This window comes from Nonomuraea sp. B10E15 (assembly GCF_039871615.1).
Lineage (GTDB): Bacteria > Actinomycetota > Actinomycetes > Streptosporangiales > Streptosporangiaceae > Nonomuraea.
Window position 1 is genome coordinate 1 of record NZ_JBDPMB010000031.1, and the last position, 17,857, is coordinate 17,857.

The 17,857-nt window shown below is 71.7% G+C and carries 21 protein-coding genes, 1 pseudogene and 1 riboswitch; of the genes and pseudogenes, 11 read left to right on the plus strand and 11 right to left on the minus strand.

The genetic code is table 11. The features are described 5' to 3' along the window. Window positions 1-643, minus strand: a pseudogene (locus ABGB14_RS45170) (DNA-directed RNA polymerase subunit beta); the annotation flags it as partial. Window positions 644-829: 186 nt separating this feature from the next. Beyond that, window positions 830-1,825, minus strand: a complete 996-nt coding sequence (locus ABGB14_RS45175; RefSeq protein WP_347650056.1) for a WYL domain-containing protein — start codon at window positions 1,823-1,825, stop codon at window positions 830-832. Window positions 1,826-1,941: 116 nt separating this feature from the next. On the opposite strand from ABGB14_RS45175, the gene ABGB14_RS45180 reads away from it, so the two are divergent. Further along, window positions 1,942-2,364, plus strand: coding sequence for a VOC family protein (locus ABGB14_RS45180; RefSeq protein ID WP_347650057.1), 423 nt, complete (start codon window positions 1,942-1,944; stop codon window positions 2,362-2,364). A gap of 97 nt (window positions 2,365-2,461) precedes the next feature. Here ABGB14_RS45180 and ABGB14_RS45185 read toward each other — a convergent pair whose 3' ends face one another. Next, complete coding sequence (locus tag ABGB14_RS45185) at window positions 2,462-2,980, minus strand: DUF2690 domain-containing protein (RefSeq protein WP_347650058.1); 519 nt, start codon at window positions 2,978-2,980, stop codon at window positions 2,462-2,464. A gap of 410 nt (window positions 2,981-3,390) precedes the next feature. Between ABGB14_RS45185 and ABGB14_RS45190 the strand changes: the two genes are divergently transcribed. Further along, entirely contained in the window at window positions 3,391-4,386 is a 996-nt protein-coding gene (locus ABGB14_RS45190; protein WP_347650059.1) for a glycoside hydrolase family 11 protein, read from the plus strand. A 228-nt stretch (window positions 4,387-4,614) separates the two neighbouring features. Here the strand turns inward: ABGB14_RS45190 and ABGB14_RS45195 are convergent, their stop codons facing one another. Continuing rightward, on the minus strand, window positions 4,615-5,088 hold the full coding sequence (locus ABGB14_RS45195; RefSeq protein ID WP_347650060.1) for a GNAT family N-acetyltransferase: 474 nt from the start codon (window positions 5,086-5,088) through the stop codon (window positions 4,615-4,617). Window positions 5,089-5,153: 65 nt separating this feature from the next. On the opposite strand from ABGB14_RS45195, the gene ABGB14_RS45200 reads away from it, so the two are divergent. Both ABGB14_RS45200 and ABGB14_RS45205 read left to right on the plus strand, forming a co-directional pair. Then, entirely contained in the window at window positions 5,154-5,753 is a 600-nt protein-coding gene (locus tag ABGB14_RS45200; RefSeq protein WP_347650061.1) for a TetR/AcrR family transcriptional regulator, read from the plus strand. Window positions 5,754-5,808: 55 nt separating this feature from the next. After that, window positions 5,809-6,291 (plus strand): nitroreductase family deazaflavin-dependent oxidoreductase, encoded by a 483-nt coding sequence (locus tag ABGB14_RS45205; protein ID WP_347650062.1) that lies wholly within the window; start codon window positions 5,809-5,811, stop codon window positions 6,289-6,291. Window positions 6,292-6,365: 74 nt separating this feature from the next. Here ABGB14_RS45205 and ABGB14_RS45210 read toward each other — a convergent pair whose 3' ends face one another. Then, window positions 6,366-7,100, minus strand: a complete 735-nt coding sequence (locus ABGB14_RS45210) for a TetR/AcrR family transcriptional regulator C-terminal domain-containing protein (protein ID WP_347650063.1) — start codon at window positions 7,098-7,100, stop codon at window positions 6,366-6,368. Window positions 7,101-7,183: 83 nt separating this feature from the next. On the opposite strand from ABGB14_RS45210, the gene ABGB14_RS45215 reads away from it, so the two are divergent. Continuing rightward, window positions 7,184-8,026, plus strand: coding sequence for an alpha/beta hydrolase (locus ABGB14_RS45215; protein ID WP_347650064.1), 843 nt, complete (start codon window positions 7,184-7,186; stop codon window positions 8,024-8,026). Window positions 8,027-8,128: 102 nt separating this feature from the next. Here the strand turns inward: ABGB14_RS45215 and ABGB14_RS45220 are convergent, their stop codons facing one another. Further along, window positions 8,129-8,602: an Rrf2 family transcriptional regulator gene (locus ABGB14_RS45220; RefSeq protein WP_347650065.1), complete on the minus strand. Its 474-nt coding sequence runs from the start codon at window positions 8,600-8,602 to the stop codon at window positions 8,129-8,131. Window positions 8,603-8,660: 58 nt separating this feature from the next. Here ABGB14_RS45220 and ABGB14_RS45225 point away from each other — a divergent pair, with 58 nt between their 5' ends. Both ABGB14_RS45225 and ABGB14_RS45230 read left to right on the plus strand, forming a co-directional pair. Continuing rightward, window positions 8,661-9,404, plus strand: a complete 744-nt coding sequence (locus ABGB14_RS45225) for an SDR family oxidoreductase (protein ID WP_347650066.1) — start codon at window positions 8,661-8,663, stop codon at window positions 9,402-9,404. A gap of 268 nt (window positions 9,405-9,672) precedes the next feature. Then, window positions 9,673-9,816: riboswitch (cyclic di-AMP (ydaO/yuaA leader) on the plus strand. Window positions 9,817-9,829: 13 nt separating this feature from the next. Beyond that, entirely contained in the window at window positions 9,830-10,552 is a 723-nt protein-coding gene (locus tag ABGB14_RS45230; protein ID WP_347650067.1) for a GH25 family lysozyme, read from the plus strand. A 54-nt stretch (window positions 10,553-10,606) separates the two neighbouring features. Here the strand turns inward: ABGB14_RS45230 and ABGB14_RS45235 are convergent, their stop codons facing one another. The 4 genes from ABGB14_RS45235 to ABGB14_RS45250 all read right to left on the minus strand — a co-directional run bounded on the left by ABGB14_RS45235 (window position 10,607) and on the right by ABGB14_RS45250 (window position 14,243). After that, window positions 10,607-11,347, minus strand: a complete 741-nt coding sequence (locus ABGB14_RS45235) for an isocitrate lyase/phosphoenolpyruvate mutase family protein (RefSeq protein ID WP_347650068.1) — start codon at window positions 11,345-11,347, stop codon at window positions 10,607-10,609. A gap of 121 nt (window positions 11,348-11,468) precedes the next feature. Beyond that, window positions 11,469-12,884 carry an amino acid permease gene (locus ABGB14_RS45240; protein WP_347650069.1) on the minus strand — a complete coding sequence of 472 codons (1,416 nt, stop codon included), beginning with the start codon at window positions 12,882-12,884 and terminating at the stop codon, window positions 11,469-11,471. Window positions 12,885-13,008: 124 nt separating this feature from the next. Continuing rightward, complete coding sequence (locus tag ABGB14_RS45245; protein ID WP_347650070.1) at window positions 13,009-13,464, minus strand: hypothetical protein; 456 nt, start codon at window positions 13,462-13,464, stop codon at window positions 13,009-13,011. Between the two features lie 143 nt (window positions 13,465-13,607). Next, window positions 13,608-14,243 (minus strand): hypothetical protein, encoded by a 636-nt coding sequence (locus ABGB14_RS45250; protein WP_347650071.1) that lies wholly within the window; start codon window positions 14,241-14,243, stop codon window positions 13,608-13,610. A gap of 172 nt (window positions 14,244-14,415) precedes the next feature. Here ABGB14_RS45250 and ABGB14_RS45255 point away from each other — a divergent pair, with 172 nt between their 5' ends. Together ABGB14_RS45255 and ABGB14_RS45260 are read left to right on the plus strand one after the other, a co-directional pair. After that, entirely contained in the window at window positions 14,416-15,639 is a 1,224-nt protein-coding gene (locus ABGB14_RS45255; protein WP_347650072.1) for a histidine kinase, read from the plus strand. Next, window positions 15,639-16,241, plus strand: coding sequence for a response regulator transcription factor (locus tag ABGB14_RS45260; protein ID WP_347650144.1), 603 nt, complete (start codon window positions 15,639-15,641; stop codon window positions 16,239-16,241). The genes ABGB14_RS45255 and ABGB14_RS45260 overlap by 1 nt, the downstream gene beginning before the upstream one ends. 6 nt (window positions 16,242-16,247) lie before the next feature. Here ABGB14_RS45260 and ABGB14_RS45265 read toward each other — a convergent pair whose 3' ends face one another. After that, a complete protein-coding gene (locus tag ABGB14_RS45265) occupies window positions 16,248-16,688 on the minus strand; it encodes an Lrp/AsnC family transcriptional regulator (RefSeq protein WP_347650073.1) in 441 nt (146 codons plus the stop codon). 80 nt (window positions 16,689-16,768) lie between these two features. Between ABGB14_RS45265 and ABGB14_RS45270 the strand changes: the two genes are divergently transcribed. Together ABGB14_RS45270 and ABGB14_RS45275 are read left to right on the plus strand one after the other, a co-directional pair. After that, complete coding sequence (locus tag ABGB14_RS45270) at window positions 16,769-17,536, plus strand: AzlC family ABC transporter permease (protein ID WP_347650074.1); 768 nt, start codon at window positions 16,769-16,771, stop codon at window positions 17,534-17,536. After that, window positions 17,529-17,855: an AzlD domain-containing protein gene (locus tag ABGB14_RS45275; RefSeq protein ID WP_347650075.1), complete on the plus strand. Its 327-nt coding sequence runs from the start codon at window positions 17,529-17,531 to the stop codon at window positions 17,853-17,855. The genes ABGB14_RS45270 and ABGB14_RS45275 overlap by 8 nt, the downstream gene beginning before the upstream one ends. Window positions 17,856-17,857: the final 2 nt, after the last annotated feature.

A 17,857-nucleotide genomic window follows, 5' to 3' on the forward strand; every position in this document is an offset into this window, starting at 1 on the left:
GCTTGCGCTTGCGGTCGATGCGCACACCGACGCTGTCGCGCTTGTCGATCTCGAACTCCAGCCAGGCACCCCGGGACGGGATGACCTTGCAGCCGTACAGATCCTTGTCGGACGTCTTGTCGACGTTGCGCTCGAAATAGACGCCGGGCGAACGGGTCAGCTGTGAGGTGACGACACGCTCGGTGCCGTTGATGATGAACGTGCCCTTCGGCGTCATGAGCGGGAAGTCGCCCATGAACACCGTCTGGCTCTTGATCTCACCGGTGGTGTTGTTGATGAACTCCGCCGTCACGAACATCGGGGCGGAGAAGGTCATGTCCTTGTCTTTGCACTCGTCCACCGAGTATTTCGGCGGCTCGAACCGGTGGTCGCGGAACGACAAGGACATCGTCCCCGAGAAGTCCTCGATCGGACTGATCTCCTCGAGGATCTCTTCGAGACCCGACTGGGTCGGGACGTCCCTGCGCCCGGCCTGGCCGGCCGCCTCCACCCGGGCCTTCCACTTCTCGTTGCCGAGCAGCCAGTCGAACGACTCGGTCTGCGGAGCGAGAAGGTCAGGAACTTCGAGAGGCTCCTGGATGCGCGAAAATGACACGCGACGGGGACCGGCGGGTATGGCGGAGGCGTTGCGCGAGGCTGCCAACAGAAGTCCTTCCGGAAGGCACGGATGGAATCGAACTGCGCGCACGCAAAGCGCCCGGCAGAAGCCGGGCCGTCAGAGGGCAGCGCAAGGGAAGCAGCATAACGCAGAAGAGAAACGAATGTCTACACTTAATATTAGTGTCAACCTCGCTGCCGCCTTCAGAATGTCACAGCCGGGTCGATCTCGTCAACTTCTCGCGGTCGCGGCGGTGGCGTAGCGGCGGGCCAGGTGCGCGAAGGCGTCCTTGAGCTCGGCGGGGCCGACGACCTCGATGGCGGTGTCGAACCTGCCGATGGCGGCGGCCAGACCGGTCCATGACCACGAGCCCAGGACCAGCCGGCAACGGTCCGGGCCGAGCTCCTCGACGACCCCGTCGCGGGTGTATCGGGACACGTCGGCGGCGGGCGCCCCGAGGATCACCTCGCCGCGGCAGGGCCAGCCCCCGGCGCCCCCGGAGCCCAGGAACCTGCCGGCCACGAAGGCGGCCACGTCACCTCCGGGCAGCTCGCGCGGGGTGAAGCGGGGCCCCGCAGGGGTGCGCGGGGTGATCCGGTCGGCGCGGAAAGTACGCCAGTCGTCCCGGTCGAGATCCCACGCGACCAGGTACCACCGCCCGCCCCAGGTGACGAGATGATGGGGCTGCACCCGGCGCGGCGGATCGCCCATGCCCTCGCCGTCCACCCCCGGCGAGGCCACGGGAGCGTAGTCGAAGCGCAGCACCTCGCGGCCGTGGACGGCGGCGCTGAGCGCCATGAGCACGCCGCCGCCGACCTGCGCGCCGGGCCGGACCGCGGGCCGCTCGACGGCCGTGACCTGGAAGGTGTCGATCCGGCGGCGCAGCCGTGCGGGCATGACCTGCCGGACCGTGTTCAGCGCGCGTGCCGCGGCTTCCTCGATACCGGCGCCGGTGGTGGCCGCCATCTGGAGCGCGATGGCCAGAGCGACGGCCTGCTCGTCGTCGAACAGCAGCGGAGGCAGCTCCGCGCCCGCGTCGAGCCGGTAACCGCCGTCGGGTCCCTTGAACGCCACGATGGGATAACCCAGCTCGCGCAGGCGGTCGACGTCGCGGCGCACGGTGCGCGGGCTGACGTCGAGCCGCTCGGCCAGCAGCGCCCCCGGCCAGTCCCGGCGCGCCTGGAGCAGCGAGAGCAACGACAGCAGCCGGGCTGAGGTCTTCGGCATGATTCCATGATGCCCCGGGTAGCGGCCACACCCTGGCCGCTACCGCTGCGACGGTGACTCTCGCGCCGGACAACGGCGTTCGGAGAACGACAATCCAAGAGGCTAGGAGCCGAGACATGGCCGTCAAGTCCGTGACCCACCTGAACTTCCGGGGCGAGGCCCGCGCGGCGCTCGAGTTCTACCAGTCCGTGTTCGGGGGCGACCTCGCGGTCATCACGTACAAGGACGCCGGAAACGTGCGGGATCCCGCCGACGCGGACCAGGTGACGTGGGGCCAGGTGCTCGCCGGCGACGGCTTTCACGTGATGGCGTACGACGTGCCCGCGCACATGCCGTGGAACCAGGGCGAGAACGCCTTCTTCCTCTCCCTTCGCGGCGAGACCACGCAGGAGATCTCCGCGTACTGGGAGAAGCTCTCCGCCGGAGCCGACATCGTGCAGCCGCTGGCGCCCGCGCAGTGGTCCGCGCTCTACGGGATGCTCAGGGACCGCTTCGGCGTCGTCTGGGTCGTCGACGTCGCGGGCGGCGGCAACGGGTGATCGCGAGGCTTGGCGCGCGGGCATGGGCCTGGCCCCGGCACCACATCGCCATGGTGCCGGGGCCAGGCCGGCCGGCCCGCATCCGGAACGCGTCGGATCAGCCGCACGCCCTCCCCGTGGTGCCGCTGCCCTTGCCGGCGCGGCCGATCCCGAACGTCACGCTGCCCGTGGCCTTGGCGCAGACGCCGCTGGGAGCGTGGACCATGTTGCCCCAGTGGTGGCCGCCGTTGCCTGCCCGGTAGGTGAAGGATCTGCTCTTGGAGCTGGTGAAGACGGTGATGGTGCCGGTGCCGCTCTCGGAGACCGAGACCTCTCCCCAGTTGGTGCCGCAGTGGCGGGAGTAGTAGAGCCGGATCGTGCCCAGCCGGTCACCGACCTCGTTCTTCAGCGAGGCCTTCTTCCCGGTGTTCACCTTGGTCCTGGCGCATCCGCTCCGGTAGGGGTCCTTCCCGTCGTACGGGTGAGCGCTCGCCTGCGCCGCGGCCCCCGCGACCGGCGCGGCCTGGGCCGTGCCGGTCATGGGGCCGGTGGTCAGGACACCGCCGGCCAGGGCGGCGATCGTTCCGAGGACGGCCATCGTCCTGCTGGTGGTCGAGGTGATCGTGCTGTCGCTCATGGTTCGGCGGCGGGCCTGCTTGTCAGACTGCGGCGCCCGGCCCGGTGTTCCGCCGTTCGGACGTCCTGGCTTGCGAGGACCACTCTGCGCCGGACCCGCCCGCGCGTCTGCGTCGAAGTGCACACAGACCGGATTCGGGCAACCAGGAAAGCCCGGGCAGAGCTCGATCCGGCGCCGGCCGGCCCGTCATCGTGCGCACCGAATGTTTCGGATAGATATTGAAAGTTTCATAAGCCTGGCTCGGCGCGACTCGCCGGCCATGCCCGCCGACCAGGCAAGATGCCCGGCAAAGACACCGCCTACCGGCCGAAAACCCACGTTCGAACGGGCGTCGTTGACAGCCCGCCAGGGTCGGACGAACACTGTCGCTGCCCGCCCCCAGCGAGCCCTCACGAGGAGGAAGCACGCACATGAACGACGCCCCCACCCCCCGCCGCAGACGCGGCCGCGCCAGGTTGTTCGCCGCCCGGGCAGGAGCCGTGGTGCTCGCCGTGGTCACCGCGATGTTGCCGTCCGTCGCCAACGCGGCCATCACCTCCAACCAGACCGGCACCAACAACGGCTACTTCTACTCGTTCTGGACCGACAGCAACGGAACGGTCTCCATGGAGCTGGGCTCCGGCGGCAACTACAGCACCTCATGGAGGAACACCGGGAACTTCGTCGCCGGCAAGGGCTGGAGCACCGGCGGACGCAGGACCGTGAGCTATTCGGGCAGCTTCAACCCGTCGGGCAACGCCTACCTGACGCTCTACGGGTGGACGAGGAACCCGCTCGTGGAGTACTACGTCGTCGACAACTGGGGCAGCTACCGGCCCACGGGCGAATACCGGGGCACGGTCACCAGCGACGGCGGCACGTACGACATCTACAAGACGACGCGCTACAACGCCCCCTCCATCGAGGGCACCAGGACGTTCGACCAGTATTGGAGCGTCCGGCAGCAGAGGAGGACCGGCGGCAGCATCACCTCGGGCAACCACTTCGACGCGTGGGCCCGTAACGGCATGAACATGGGCAGCCACGACTACATGATCCTCGCCACCGAGGGCTACCAGAGCAGCGGAAACTCCAACATCACGATCGGCTCCGGCGGCGGCAACCCCGACCCCGGCAACCCCGGCAACCCCGGCAACCCGGGCGGTTGCACGGCGACGCTGTCGGCGGGCCAGCAGTGGAGCGACCGGTACAACCTCTCCGTGTCGGTCAGCGGTTCGAGCAACTGGACCGTGACGATGAACGTGCCGTCTCCGGCGAAGATCATCGCCACGTGGAACATCAGCGCCAGCTATCCCAGCTCCCAGGTGCTGAACGCCAGACCCAACGGCAACGGCAACAACTGGGGCGTGACGATCCAGCACAACGGCAACCACACCTGGCCGTCCGTCTCCTGCAGCGCGGGCTGAGCCACCCCTGACCGTGGCGCGGCACCCCATGAACCCGGACGCCGCGCCACGGTCATCCGGGGTCATGGGGCCGTGCGGCTCAGCTCCTCCTGGAGGCTCCTGGCAGAGGTGCGCGGCGTCCGAGGCGAGCATTCGCCTGGCCGTCGCCGTCGGCACCCGCACGACGAGCCGGCCGGGGTCAGCTCGACGCCGGGCGCGACCTGGGTGCTCCTGACGCCGGGGCCGCGGTCACAGCGGGGCGGTCCACCATTCGGCCGCGATGGACAGCCCGGCCAGGCGGAGCGCCTCGCGCTTGGCCTCATCCGCGTGGCCGCACACCACCACGACCTGGACCGCCCCGCGCCGCCTGGCCTCCTCCGTGACCGCGCGCAGCAGGTCGGTGCCGATCGTGGCCCAGTCACCGTCGTCCGCCACGGCATAGTCGTCGAGCGTGCACGCAGGCCCGCCCGGGTCGTACACCGGTGGCGGGGGCACGAGCGAGGCGATGGCGAATCCGGCGAAGCGGCCTTCTCGTTCGGCCACCCGGCAGATGGCCTTGGAGTCTTCCACCAGCGTGGCGAGGAAGGCGGCGTGGCGGGCCTGCGCGTCGGCCGCGCGCCGCCAGAAGACCGGCTGGTACTGCTCGTACGTTTCCCGGCGGCGGGCCATCAGCTCGGCGATCGCCGCCACGTCCCCGGGCGAGGCGCTCCGAATGGCAATCATGATCTCCACCCTAGGCGGGGCTGGTCGCGCTTTCCGTTCCCGGGCCCTTCTGCTAGTTTGGCCGTATGACCAACTTGGCCGACCGACCAAATTCGCCGCGCGGGGATCGCCGCCGCGAGCAACTCGTGGCGGCCGGCATCGCGGTGCTGCGGGACGACGGCTGGCAGGGCGTCACGACCCGTGCCGTGGCCCAGCGGGCCGGCACCAATCCCGGCCTGATCCACTATCACTTCGGCGGGCTGGCCGGGCTCCACACGGCGATCTTCCGGCAGGCCACAGAACTCATCCTCGGCCCGCTCGTCACCGAGCTGCTGGAGGCCGCGGACGAGCGCGCGGCCCTGGCGACCGTGCGGCGCCTGCTGCCCCAGGCGACCGGCGACGACCAGACGACCCGGCTGGCAGCCGAGCTGATCGCGGGCGCCACCCGCGATCCCGCGCTCGGCGTGGTGCTCCGCGACGAGCTGCGCCAGGCCCGCGCGCTGATCGCCGACCGTCTGCGCGGGGCGCGCCCCGGCTGGACGACGGACCGCCGGGACGGCGTCGCCACGCTGGTCGTCGCGGCGATCGACGGGCTGATGTTGCACTACATGATCGACGGCGACCTTCCCGTCGGCGCGGCACTGTCCGCGGTGGAGGACCTGCTGGCGACGCCTGACCCCTCGTGAGCGCGGCGAAGGGCTCCCTTTCCGCCGCACACGCCCGACCTCGAAAGGACCGGACATGGAGATCGTCAACAAGCCCGCGCCGCCGACCGGGCTGCGCCGCAGGTTGTGGCGCCTTCCCATCGCGTTGTACCGGGTCGGCCTGGGCCGGCTGCTGGGGCAGCGGATCATGCTGCTCACCCACACCGGCCGCGTCTCCGGCCGGCCTCGCCAGGCCGTGATCGAGGTCGTCCAGCGCGACGAGCGGGGCTATGTGGCGGCCTCCGGGTTCGGGCGGCGCGCCGACTGGTACCGCAACGTCCTGGCCGATCCCGAGGTGACCCTGCACGTGGGGGGACGCGCCCTGCGGGCCACCGCCGCGCCGATCCCGGACGAGCAGGGCGCGGAGATCATGGCCGCGTACGCGCCCCGCCACCCCGCCGCCGCCCGCCAGCTCTGCAAGATCATGGGCTTCGCGGTCGACGGCAGCGTGGCGGATTACCGGGAGGTGGGGCGGCACATACCGTTCGTCCGCTTCACCCCGCACGCCCCTGGCGCGTGACCGCGACCCCCTCGACCTGGCGAACCGAGGGATGGCCCAGGTGCCGGAGCAGCACCTGGGCGGCCCGCGTCCCGCTACCCGGCGGTCCCCTTGCCGGCGGCGCGGCGGGCGGCCAGGCCGTCGAGCAGGCACTCCAGGGCGAACTCGAACCGCCGCTCGCTCTCGCGCTCCACGTCGATCTCGCTGGTGGCGGCCATCCTGCCGGCCAGCAGCGGGTGGCGATCGGTGATCTCGCGGACGAATCCCGCGGCCCGCTCGTCCCAGCCGGTTCCGGCCTCGCTCATGCGCGCCAGTGTGTCGCGCCAGGCGATCTCGGCGATGGCCGACCCGACCACGTGGTCGTTGACGGTCGCCATCGCCGCGTCCAGGTCCGCGTCGGCGAACCCGGCACGGGCCAGCAGGCGCAACCGTCTTTCGGCCAGCGCCAGCGCGTTCGGCCCCAGGTTCGGCCGGAGGGTCAGCTCCGACAGCGCCCACCGGTGCCGCAGCAGCATGTCGCGGTTGTGGCGGGCCAGGGTGGCCAGCGCCCGCCGCCAGTCCGGCTCCTCGGGCACGGCGCACACCTCTCCCAGAACGCGGTCCAGCGCCAGTTCGAGCAGGTCGCCCTTGGTGCGCACGTACCAGTAGAGCGACCCGGCGGTCACCCCGAGGTCGGCGGCGATCCGGCGCATCGACAGGCCGCGGTGCCCGTCGGAGTCGAGCACGGTCACGGCGGCGTCAACGATCTGGTCCCGGGTGAGCCGGCGGTCGCGCGGCGGCCGTTGAGGACGCAGCCACACGGACCCGTCGGAGAAGTCTGCGGAGGACACGGGATCACCGTACCCCGGGTTGACGTTCATCGTTCAGCGCCCTTATACAGTGTTTAAGAGATTGAACGCTGTATAGGAGTGACATGTCCCCTCCCACCGCCACGCCGTTGTTCCGTGCGAACGGGCCACTGCGGGGCAGCGTGCACGTGACCGAGCTGGGCCCGCACGGCGCGCCGCCCGTGCTCTTCGTGCACGGCTCCACCAGCTGGGGCGATGATCCCGACTACGGCTTCGCCGCCCAGGCGCCGCTGGCCGGCCGCTTCCGCCTGCTGCTCATGGACCGGCGCGGGTACGGCCGCAGCCCGGATGCCGGTGAGAGGTTCCCCAGCGACTACCTGGCCGACGCCGACGACATCGCCGAGCTGCTCGGCGACGGCGCACACCTCGTCGGCCACTCGTACGGCGGGGTGGGTGCCATGATCGCGGCCGCCCGCCGCCCCGACGCGGTGCGCTCGCTCACCCTGGTAGAGCCCGGCTGTTATCAGGCCGCGGCCGACGACCCGGCCGTGGCGGACGCCCTGCGCGCCAACCGCACGGCCTACGCCGAGCTTCCCGAGATGACGCCGGAGCAGTGGCTGCAGGCCTCCGTCGGCTCGACCGGCGGCGCGCCGCTGGAGGCGAGCGAGCGGCGGCTGCGTGCCGCAGGCACCGCGCTGCGCGAACGGGTGTGCTGGGAGGCCGGGATCCCGCTCGCCGCGCTGCGGGTGGCCGCGTTCCCCAAGCTGGTGGTCTCAGGGACGTGGGAGAGCGAGCCCGAGCTGTACCGAGAGCGCGGGGGCGTCCCGCTCATGGCCTGCGCCCGCATCACCGCGGAACGCATCGGCGGCCGTCACACGGCGGTCTCCGGCGCCGGCCACTGCCCCCAGGCGGACGCGCCGGAGACGCTGAACGGCCTGCTCGCCGAATTCTGGGACCGCGCCGCTTGATCGGCACGCCGGACCCGATCGGCGCCGTCGCGTAACAGGACATGCCGGGAAACGGCCGGCTGTTCCGCCCGATGCGCGGCGAGCCCGCGATCCGGCCTCCGGCTACGTGGCGCCCGACAGGCGCTGCCGGGTGCGGGCCGGCGCCCACTCCGGCAGCTCGGCGAGGATGTCGGCGAGGGTGACGTCGCCGAGGCTGGCCCGCCATGCCCGGTGGGCGTCGGCCATCTTCTCGGCGAGGACGCAGATGCGCTCACACTCCTCCGGGGGCAGCGCGCCGCGTCCCTGCTGACGGATCTCGCGGCACTCGTACGGCGTGGACCGGCCGTCGACGGCCTCGACGATCTGCAGCAGCGTGATCTCGGCGGCGGGCCGCGCCAGCCGGAAGCCTCCCCTCGGGCCGGTGGACGCGGCCAGCAGCCCGGCCTTGACCAGCTCCTTGAGCTGCTTGGTGAGGTAGGCCGCCGGGAGGTCGTAGTGGAGCGCGAGCTGCGCCGCCGACGCGCTGGCGCCCGGCTCGAGCTGGGCCAGCGTGGTCGCGCAGTGCAGAACCCACTCGGTGCTCACGGGCAGCTTCACGCTCCGATTCTATCGCAGCTATTATGGATCTGTTTAGTCCATGATTGAAGGGATCATCATGCGGATCGCAGTCGCCGGCGCGACCGGGAACATCGGGGCGCTCACCGTCGCGGCCCTTGAACGCGACGGCCACGAGGTCGTGCGCATCAGCCGTTCGCTCGGCGTGGACCTGGCGACCGGCGTCGGGCTCGACGACGCCCTGGCCGGTGCGGAGGCGGTCGTCGACGCCATCAACGCGCCGGCGGCCGGCCCGGAGGAGACGGTGGCGTTCTTCGGCGCCACCACGCGCAACCTGCTGGCCGCCGAGGAGCGGGCGGGGGTGCGCCACCACGTCCTGCTGTCGATCGTCGGGATCCATCGCGTCGAGGGCAACGCCCACTACGCCGGCAAGCGGGAGCAGGAGCGCCTCGTGGCCGCCGGGCCGGTGCCGTGGACGATCGTGCCGGTCACGCAGTTCCACGACTTCGCCGAAATGGTGGCGGGCTGGACGGAGCAGGACGGCGTCGCCACGATCGCGCCGCTGCTCGTGCAGCCGATCGCGCCCGCCGAGGTGGCCGGCGTCCTCGCCGAGCTCGCGACCGGGGAGCCTCGGGGGCGGTACGCCGACGTCGCGGGCCCCGAGCCGCAGGACCTGGTGGACATGGCCCGGCGCACCCACGAGGCGCGGGGCCGTACGGTGCGGCTCGTGCCGACGTGGTCGGGAATCTTCGGCCCGGCGATGGCGGGCGACGTGCTGCTGCCCGGCGAGGGCGCGCGCATCGCGCCGACCACGTTCGACGACTGGCTCGCCGGGCAACGGTAGGCGGAGAGCCCCGGCGCCGGAAGGCGGTACGCCCGCCCGCTCACGTCACAGGAGTATCACGGGCCCCGTTCCGGCGGGACCCGCGTACGGTGCCGGAAAAACTTTGCCAAAGCCCTGGAACGCCTGCGAGAGCGGCGATCCAGGGCTTTACTATGGCAAACGACATTGCCTGGGGATTTGTACCACTTGCAGCGTTTATGGGGCGTTATATACCTTCTTGGGATTACGGCATACGGCACAGGCGAACGCTTGCCGAACCGTTTGCCGCGACGTTGACAGGCCGAATCCGCACAGCGCGGAGCCGGGGACCCACCTTTCCGGGGTGAATCGCACGCCAGCCGAGGGCTGCGCGCGTAGGGCACTTCCAAGCCCGAACCCGTCAGCTAACCCGGTAGGCACATGGAAGCAAGGAGTCGATCCCCCCCATGCGCGAACTCACGCGACGTCTCACCCTGTCCGCCGCCGGCGCCCTGCTGGCCGGGACCACCGCCATCGCGGGCGCGAACCTGCCCGCGCACGCGTCGCCCGTCGAGCCGGGCTCGGCCCAGGCGGCCGAGCAGCGCACGCTCACCTACGGCCAGGACGTGTCCAACCACCAGCCGCTGCACGACTGGGCCGCCAGCCCCGCGCAGTTCGGCATCATCAAGGCCACCGAGGGCACCGACTTCCGCGACGCCGCCTTCGCCAGGCACTGGAGCGAGCTGGGCAAGAAGGGCATCGTGCGCGGGGCGTACCACTACGCACACCCCGGCAACGACCCCATCGCCGAGGCCGAGCACTTCCTGTCCATGGTGAACTCCCAGCCCTCCAAGCCCGGCGACCTGCTGGTGCTGGACCTGGAGACCACCGACGGCAAGTCCGTCGAGGAGGTCAACGCCTGGGCCAAGGCGTGGCTGTCGCACGTGAAGGCCGAGACCGGGGTCACCCCGATGTTCTACAGCGGCTGGAACTTCGCCGACACCTACGGCAAGGGCCTGGCCGAGTACCCGCTGTGGGTGGCCCACTACAGCAAGCCGAAGGGCACGGTGACGCCGCCCGCCGACTGGAAGACCTGGACCATCCACCAGTACTCCGACTCCCCCATCGACCAGAACGTCTCGGCGCTCTCCCCCGACGAGCTGCGCGCCCTGGGCCGCACGTCCGCCTGACCGGGTCCGGGCGGGCGGGAACCTCCGCGGAGGCTCCCGCCCGCCCGCCGCGGGTCAGGCCCCGTACGGGTCCTGACCCGCGCGGATGCGAGCCGCCATCGTCTTGAGCGCCTCCAGCGCGGTCAGGTACGTCAGCGGGCCGAAGGACACGCGGGCGACGCCGAGGGAGGCCAGCCTGCCCAGGTCCATGCCGGGCATGCAGGCGACGTTGACCGGCCCGGGGACGGCCTTGACGAGGTCGCCGACCACCTCTTCCGACGGGGCCATCATGGGGTAGACGCAGTCGGCGCCGGCCTCAAGGTAACGGCGCCCGCGCTCGGCGACCTCCTCGGTCGAGGTGGAGCCGGTCAGGAACACGTCGACCCGCGCGTTGATCACCAGGTCGGGGCCCGCCTCGCGGAGGGCGGCGATGCGCGCGGCCTGCGCGTCGGCGTCGACCAGTCCCCCGGCCCGGTGGTCGGTGTCCTCGATGTTGAATCCGGCCGCGCCGATGGCGGTCAGCCGCTCGACGAGCTCGCCGGGCGGCAGGCCGTAGCCGGCTTCCGCGTCGACGCTCACCGGCACGTCCACGGCCCTGATGATCCTGGCGGCGATGTCGAACATCTCGCCGACGGGTGCGCCCTCGTGGTCGTCGCGTCCCAGCAGGGCGGCGATGGACGCGCTGGCGGTCGCCAGGGCGGGATAGCCGGCCTCGGCCACGACGGTGGCGCTGCCCGCGTCCCACACGTTGGGCAGGATCAGCGGGTCGCCGGGCTTGTGCAGGTCGCGCAGGAGAGCCGTGCGGGTCTTCGGCATGGTCATTCCTTGCCTGTGAGGGTCATGTCCCTCTCTTGACGCCTGCGACCTTCGCTTCGTGACACCTTCACGGTGTGATCGCCGACACAGCAGGACACCAGCCGGACGGCTCGACGGCGCGTCAGCGCTCGCCCGTCCCGGCCGGCGACCGTTCCAGGGCGGAGTGCCTGCGGCTGTAGGCGAAGTAGATGACCAGCCCGATCAGGAACCAGACGGCGAAGCGCAGCCACGTCACCGGGTCCAGGAACGTGATCAGCCAGATCGAGAAGACCACCCCGACGGCGGGCACGACCGGCATCCCGGGGGTGCGGAACTCGCGGTGCAGCCCGGGCTGCCGGTAGCGGAGCACGATCACGGCCAGGCACACGACCACGAACGCCAGCAGGATGCCGATGTTCGTCAGCTCGGCGGCCTCCCGGATCGGCAGGAACCCGGCGATCACCGCGGAGGCGGCGCCCACGATCCAGGTGACGCGCGAGGGCACCCGCCGTACCGGGTGCACCTTGGCGAACCACTGCGGCAGCAGCCCGTCGCGGCTCATCGAGAACCACACGCGGGTGACGCCGAGCATGAACGTGAACATCACGGTGAGGATGCCGATGATGGCTCCCACCGCGATCACGGACGCCAGCCCGGAGAGGCCGACCGAGGCGAACGCCGAGGAGAAGCCGCTCTCGGGGTCGATCTCCCGGTAGTTCTGCATGCCGGTCAGCACGAGCGTGGCCAGCACGTACAGCACCATGGCGATGATGAGGGAGTAGATGATCGCCTTGGGCATGTGCCGCCGCGCGTCGCGTGACTCCTCGGCCGCGGTGCTCATCGCGTCGTAGCCGAACACGGCGAAGAACACGGTGGCGGCCCCGGTGATGGCCCCGCCGATCCCGTACGGGAAGAAGGGGTGGTAGTTGGCGGTGTTGATGTGGAAGAAGCCGACCACGATGACGAGCAGCACGACGGCGACCTTCACCCCCACCACGAACGTCTCGAACCGGGCGGCGCTGCGGATGCCGAGGTTCAGCAGGAAGGCGATGAACAGGCAGAGCAGCACCGCGAACAGGTCCACGACCCGCCCCTCCCCGGTGCCGGGAGCGCCGAGCATCCAGGGGGGCAGCTCGAACCCCAGCTGCTGCACGAGGAAGCCGAAGTAGCCGGAGATGCCGATGGCGACGACCGCGACGATCGCGGTGTACTCCAGCAGCAGGTCCCAGCCGATGAACCAGCCGACGATCTCCCCCAGCACGGCGTACCCGTAGGTGTAGGCGGACCCGGCCTTCGGGATCATTCCGGCGAACTCGGCGTACGACATCGCGGCGGCGGCGCTGGCGACGCCCGCGATGAGGAACGACACCAGCACGGCGGGTCCCGCGGTCTCGTTGGCGACCGCGCCGGCCAGCGCGAAGATGCCCGCGCCGATGATGCCGCCCACGCCGATGGCCGTGAGCTGCCACAACCCCAGCGTTCTGGCGAGCTCCCCCTCGTGCTCGGTGGCGATCTGCTCCACCGGCTTGCGCCTGAAGACGCCTCGCGACGTGACCATGACGCCCCCCAAGCGATCGTGTTCCCCGTCGATCCGCCTTCCCACCTGCGGCGTCAAGTAAGCTCACGCGCTGGGCAAGAGCGCGGGGGCGGCATCCGGCAGGGGATGCCGCCCTTTTCACGGCTCAGGGCATCTTGTACTCCGCCGCCCTGCCGCAGTAGCTGGTGCCGAACGGGGAGTTGCTGTAGCGGCACACCTGCACGACCACGCGGTCGATGGAGGTGACTCCGGTCGGGTCGGACAGGCCGATCGAGACCTCCGCGGTCTCGTCGTCCGCCTTCGCCTCCCCGGAGTCGACGACGGTGGCGCCGTTGTAGGCGGTGTAGGTGGCGCGGGAGTGCATCTCGTCGGGGGCGCAGATCGACGAGCCGGCGCTGTCCGACACGGTGCCCTTGACCCGGACCGTGGGCCGGATGACGGGCCCTTCGACCCACTCCAGCGTGCCCTCGGTGACGCCGTAGCGGCACTGGTCGCCGGAGTCGGCGGAGAATTCCACCGTCGCCTGGGCCGCCGCGGGCTGCGCCGTGAGCAGCACCGCGATGGCAGTGACGGCGAGCCCGGCCCATAAGCGTGAACGCATGACATCGGCCTTCCGTTGATGGGGTGCTTACGGCCCTCCATCGTCGATCACCAGTCCGCGATGTTCCAGCGCCGCCGGGCATTCCTGCGCGCAGTTGCAGTGGATACCCGCCGGAAGCGGCGCCGCCCCCGCATGAGGTCCCGTCACACCAGGACGACCAGCTGCACGGCGACCACGACGTCCACGACGCCGCACCACTCGGCGAACGAACGCGCCACGGTCCTGTTCCGCCACAGGTGGACGAAGTCCCACACGCCGTGCAGCAACCAGCCGGCCGCGATCACGTAGCGGCCCAGGTCGGGGTCGGCGACCAGCCCGGTCAGCGCGAGCGCCGTGAACACCGCCCAGCCCAGCGCCTGCAGCCGGAACTCGCCGGTCCGTCGCAGGTGGCCGTCGAGCGCGCCCCACACCAGCACGACCAGGGCGATCGACACGTAGACGGTGGAGATCGCGACCACGTCCAGCATCCGCAGCCCGACGACGGAGACGACCCCCGCGCCGAGCAGCGGCCACGTGAGCGCACGCCTTCCCAGCTTGGCGACGACCAGGTACAGCAGCGGCAGCAGGGGCAGCACCTGCGCGAAGACGCCCACAGCGCCCGCACCCGTGCCCTCACCCCCGCCACTCGACGGCAGGGCGGTCATGGCCAGGGCGAGCGCCGTGGGCCAGCGGTTCGCCAGGAAACGAGCCCAGTGCGTGCGAGTCCTGCGGTCCGTGTCGGGCTCCTCATGCCCGGCGCTCCGTGCCGCCGTCTCGTCCGTGAGGTGCGAGTTCGCCATGACGCGGTTCCTTCCTGATAGGGGGGCGGGGTATCCGTCCCACGTTCAGCCTGGCCGAGCGGGATCGCCCGCGACAGGGCCGGAACCGCACGTGCAGGCCTCGATGTGTCACCCGGTCTGATGACATCTGTCATGCGGCGGCCGGGACCCGCACTGCTGCGAGAATGGCCGCGTGCGCGACCTGCCGGCCGATACGGGGCTGCGGAGCTTCCGCCGCTTCACGTGGTGGACCCTGATCCTCCTCACCGGCTCCCTCCTGATCTTCAGCAGCGGGCCGTGGATCCTGGATCCGGGTGTGCCCGCGGCGGCCAGGCCGCCCGCCGCGGGCGGGCTGGCCGTCACCGCCGTGGCCGCCGCGGTCCTGTTCGGCCGCCGCCTGAGCGGCGATCCCGGCGGGTCACCGGGCCGCGTGCCCGCGGTGTGGCTGGCCGCGGGCTGCGCGGGCGCGACCGTGCTCGGCGGGGTGCTGCTGGCCGCCCGCGGGTACGGGGCCTGGTCCTTCGCGCCGGCGACGATGGTCTCGATCGCCGCGACGTACCTGCCGGCCGGGCGCCGATGGGCGCTGGTCGCCGCCGCGGCGGGCGCGGCCGGCGTCGCGGGCGGCGGCGTCGCGCTGGCCCTGGGCGACGATCCGCTCTTCGCCGCCGCCCTCCCTGCCGGGCTGGTCGCCCTGACCGGCTGGGTCACCCTCGGCATGTTGTGGTCCTGGGACGTCGCCGATCGGCTGAACCAGGCCCGCCGCCTGTCCGCGGAGCTGGCGGTCAAGGACGAGCGGCTGCGCTTCGCCGCCGACCTGCACGACATCCAGGGCCACCACCTGCAGGTGATCGCGCTCAAGAGCGAGCTGGCCGCGCGGCTGGCGGCGGCGGACCCGGCCCGGGCCGCCGCGGAGATGCAGGAGGTACGCCGGCTGGCCGCCGACGCGCTGCGCGACACCCGCGCCGTCGTGCAGGGCTACCGCCGCACCACCCTGGAGGCCGAGATCGCCAACGCCACCGGGGTGCTCGCCGCGGCCGGGATCGACGCCACGACGCACGCCGACCCCGTCGACCCCGCCGACCCTTCGGACCCCTCCGGCCCGGCGGGCCTGCCGGAGACCGCCCGCCACCTGCTGGGCCTGGTGATGCGGGAGGCCACCACCAACGTGCTGCGCCACAGCCGGGCACGGCACGCCGAGGTCGGCTACCGGGTCGCCGGCGGCCTGGCCCGGCTGCGCGTCGCCAACGACGGCGCCCGCCGACCGGCCGGCTCCGGCACGGGCCTGACCGCCCTGGCCGAGCGGCTCGCCGCGGCCGGGGGCGAGCTGACCTGGGAACACGCCGGCGACCGGTTCACCGTGACGGCCACGCTGCCGGTGGACGGCCGCACGCCACGTACGCGAGACTCGGAGGCGTGATGATCCGGCTGGTGATCGCCGACGACGAGGACCTCATCAGGGGCGCGCTCGCGGCGCTGCTGAGCCTGGAGGAGGACCTCGAGGTGGCCGCCGAGGCGGCCACCTCGACCGACGCGGTGCGCCTCGCGCGCGAGCACCGGCCCGACATCGCCGTGCTCGACCTGGAGATGCCCCCGGCCGACGGGCTGCGCGCGGCCGGGGAGATCCTGGCCGAACTCCCCACCAAGATCATCCTGGTCACGAGGCACGCCCGCCCCGGCGTGCTGCGCCGGGCCCTGTCGGCGGGGGTGAGCGGGTTCGTGCCCAAGACGACGCCGGCGGCCCGGCTGGCCGAGATCATCCGCGATGTGGCGGCCGGGCGCCGCTACGTCGACCCCGACATCGCCGCCTCCGCGCTGACCGAGGACGACTGCCCGCTCACCGGCCGCGAGCTGGAGGTGCTGCGCGCCTCCCGCTCGGGCGCCTCCGTCAAGGAGATCGCCGCCCAGGTCCACCTCGCGCCGGGGACCGTGCGCAACTACCTGTCGGGAGCCATGGCCAAGCTCGGCGTCACCTCCCGCCACGCGGCCGCCCACCGCGCCTGGGAGGAGGGCTGGATCTAGCGGCCGTCACGGGGCCGACTTGATGTTCTTCATCGTGAAGTTCGACGTGACACCCCTCACGCCGGGGATCGTCATGACGTACTGGCTGAGGAAGGTCTCGTAGGCGGCCAGGTCGGCGACGGCCACGCGCATGAAGTAGTCGGGGGTGCCGAAGAGGCGGCGCAGCTCGACGACCTCCCCGGCCTGCGCCAGGGTGCGCTCGAAGCGCTCGACGGTCCCCGCGTCCTGCGAGTCGAGGGTGAGGTCGATCAGCACCTCGAAGGACCTCCCCACGGCGGCGGGGTCGATGACGGCCCGGTAGCCGCGGATGACGCCGTCGGCCTCCAGCCGCTGGACGCGTCTCAGGCACGGCCCCGTGGTGAGCCCGACCCGGTGGGCCAGCTCGACGTTCGTCAGCCGCCCCTCGCGCTCCAGCTCGGTGATAATTGCTCGATCTATCGCATCCACAGTGAGAACATTGCACCAGAGCGGGCTCGGCGGGCAACATCGGCAACCACATGGCGGGCGATCTGCGAGACCATGGAGAGGTGCGACAACACGTTCCCTCGCAGGTCACCACGTCACTCCCAGCCACCCGGCGGCAGCAGATCGCCGCCGGGGTGCGCGACTCGTTCTCCGCCGGGCTGGGGATCCTCCCGCTGGGGATCGCGCTCGGCCTGCTGGTCGTCCAGGCCGGCCTGCCCTGGTGGCTGGCCCCGGCCCTGTCGCTGTCCGCGTTCGCCGGCTCCGTGGAGCTGCTGGTGGTGGGGATGGCGGCGACGGTCACGCCGCTGGGCGCGATCGCCCTGACCGTCCTGGTGGTCAACTTCCGTCACGTGTTCTACGCCTTCTCCTTCCCGCTGCACGTGGTCAGGCACCCGCTCGCCAAGGCGTACGCCGTCTACGCAATGATCGACGAGGCGTACGCGGTCAACGCCGCCCTGCCCGAGGCCGAACGCTCGGCGCCCCGGCTGCTGGCGATGCAGATCGCCTGCGAGGCCTACTGGGTCGGCGGCGGCCTGGCCGGCGTCGCTCTCAGCACGGCGCTGCCCGGCCCGGTCAAAGGCCTGGAGTTCGCCCTCGTCGCCCTGTTCACGGCGCTCGCCCTGGACGCGGTCCGCTCGCGCCGCGAGATCCCGTCCGTACTGCTCGCCGTGGCGAGCGTCGCGGCCGCGCTCGTGCTGACTCCGGGCGTCGCCCTGCTCACCGCGCTGCTGGTGTTCCTCGTCCTGCTGCTGGCCCGCCACCTGCTCGCCACCCGCCGGGCCGCTGGAGGGAGCGCCGGGAAGACCGTCGGGGAGGCCGCCGGTGCCTAGCACGCCCTACCTGCTGGCCGTCCTCGCGATCGTGTTCGGCATCACCTTCGCCCTGCGCGCCATGCCTTTCGCGGCGCTGCGCGCGCTCCGCACGTCGGCGACGGTGCGGCAGCTGTCGGTGTGGATGCCGGTGGGGATCCTCGCGATCCTCGCCGTCACCACCCTGCACGGCACCATCGCCGCCGAACCACGGGCGGCGCTCCACGCGCTGCTCGCCGTCGCCGTCACCGCCGGCGTCCACCTCGCCTTCGGCCGCCGCACGATCCTGAGCGTCGGCCTCGGCACCACCGTGTACGTCGTCCTCGTCAACGCCTTCTGACG

Excerpts from the sequence above, each read along its gene's own strand:
- ABGB14_RS45190 (WP_347650059.1), top strand. The coding sequence starts at position 3,391 with ATGAACGACGCCCCCACCCCCCGCCGCAGACGCGGCCGCGCCAGGTTG.
- ABGB14_RS45200 (WP_347650061.1), top strand. The coding sequence starts at position 5,154 with ATGACCAACTTGGCCGACCGACCAAATTCGCCGCGCGGGGATCGCCGC.
- ABGB14_RS45225 (WP_347650066.1), top strand. The coding sequence starts at position 8,661 with ATGCGGATCGCAGTCGCCGGCGCGACCGGGAACATCGGGGCGCTCACC.
- ABGB14_RS45195 (WP_347650060.1), bottom strand. The coding sequence starts at position 5,088 with ATGATTGCCATTCGGAGCGCCTCGCCCGGGGACGTGGCGGCGATCGCC.
- ABGB14_RS45185 (WP_347650058.1), bottom strand. The coding sequence starts at position 2,980 with ATGAGCGACAGCACGATCACCTCGACCACCAGCAGGACGATGGCCGTC.
- ABGB14_RS45260 (WP_347650144.1), top strand. The coding sequence starts at position 15,639 with ATGATCCGGCTGGTGATCGCCGACGACGAGGACCTCATCAGGGGCGCG.
- ABGB14_RS45240 (WP_347650069.1), bottom strand. The coding sequence starts at position 12,884 with ATGGTCACGTCGCGAGGCGTCTTCAGGCGCAAGCCGGTGGAGCAGATC.
- ABGB14_RS45245 (WP_347650070.1), bottom strand. The coding sequence starts at position 13,464 with ATGCGTTCACGCTTATGGGCCGGGCTCGCCGTCACTGCCATCGCGGTG.
- ABGB14_RS45230 (WP_347650067.1), top strand. The coding sequence starts at position 9,830 with ATGCGCGAACTCACGCGACGTCTCACCCTGTCCGCCGCCGGCGCCCTG.
- ABGB14_RS45205 (WP_347650062.1), top strand. The coding sequence starts at position 5,809 with ATGGAGATCGTCAACAAGCCCGCGCCGCCGACCGGGCTGCGCCGCAGG.
- ABGB14_RS45180 (WP_347650057.1), top strand. The coding sequence starts at position 1,942 with ATGGCCGTCAAGTCCGTGACCCACCTGAACTTCCGGGGCGAGGCCCGC.
- ABGB14_RS45250 (WP_347650071.1), bottom strand. The coding sequence starts at position 14,243 with ATGGCGAACTCGCACCTCACGGACGAGACGGCGGCACGGAGCGCCGGG.
- ABGB14_RS45215 (WP_347650064.1), top strand. The coding sequence starts at position 7,184 with ATGTCCCCTCCCACCGCCACGCCGTTGTTCCGTGCGAACGGGCCACTG.
- ABGB14_RS45175 (WP_347650056.1), bottom strand. The coding sequence starts at position 1,825 with ATGCCGAAGACCTCAGCCCGGCTGCTGTCGTTGCTCTCGCTGCTCCAG.
- ABGB14_RS45235 (WP_347650068.1), bottom strand. The coding sequence starts at position 11,347 with ATGCCGAAGACCCGCACGGCTCTCCTGCGCGACCTGCACAAGCCCGGC.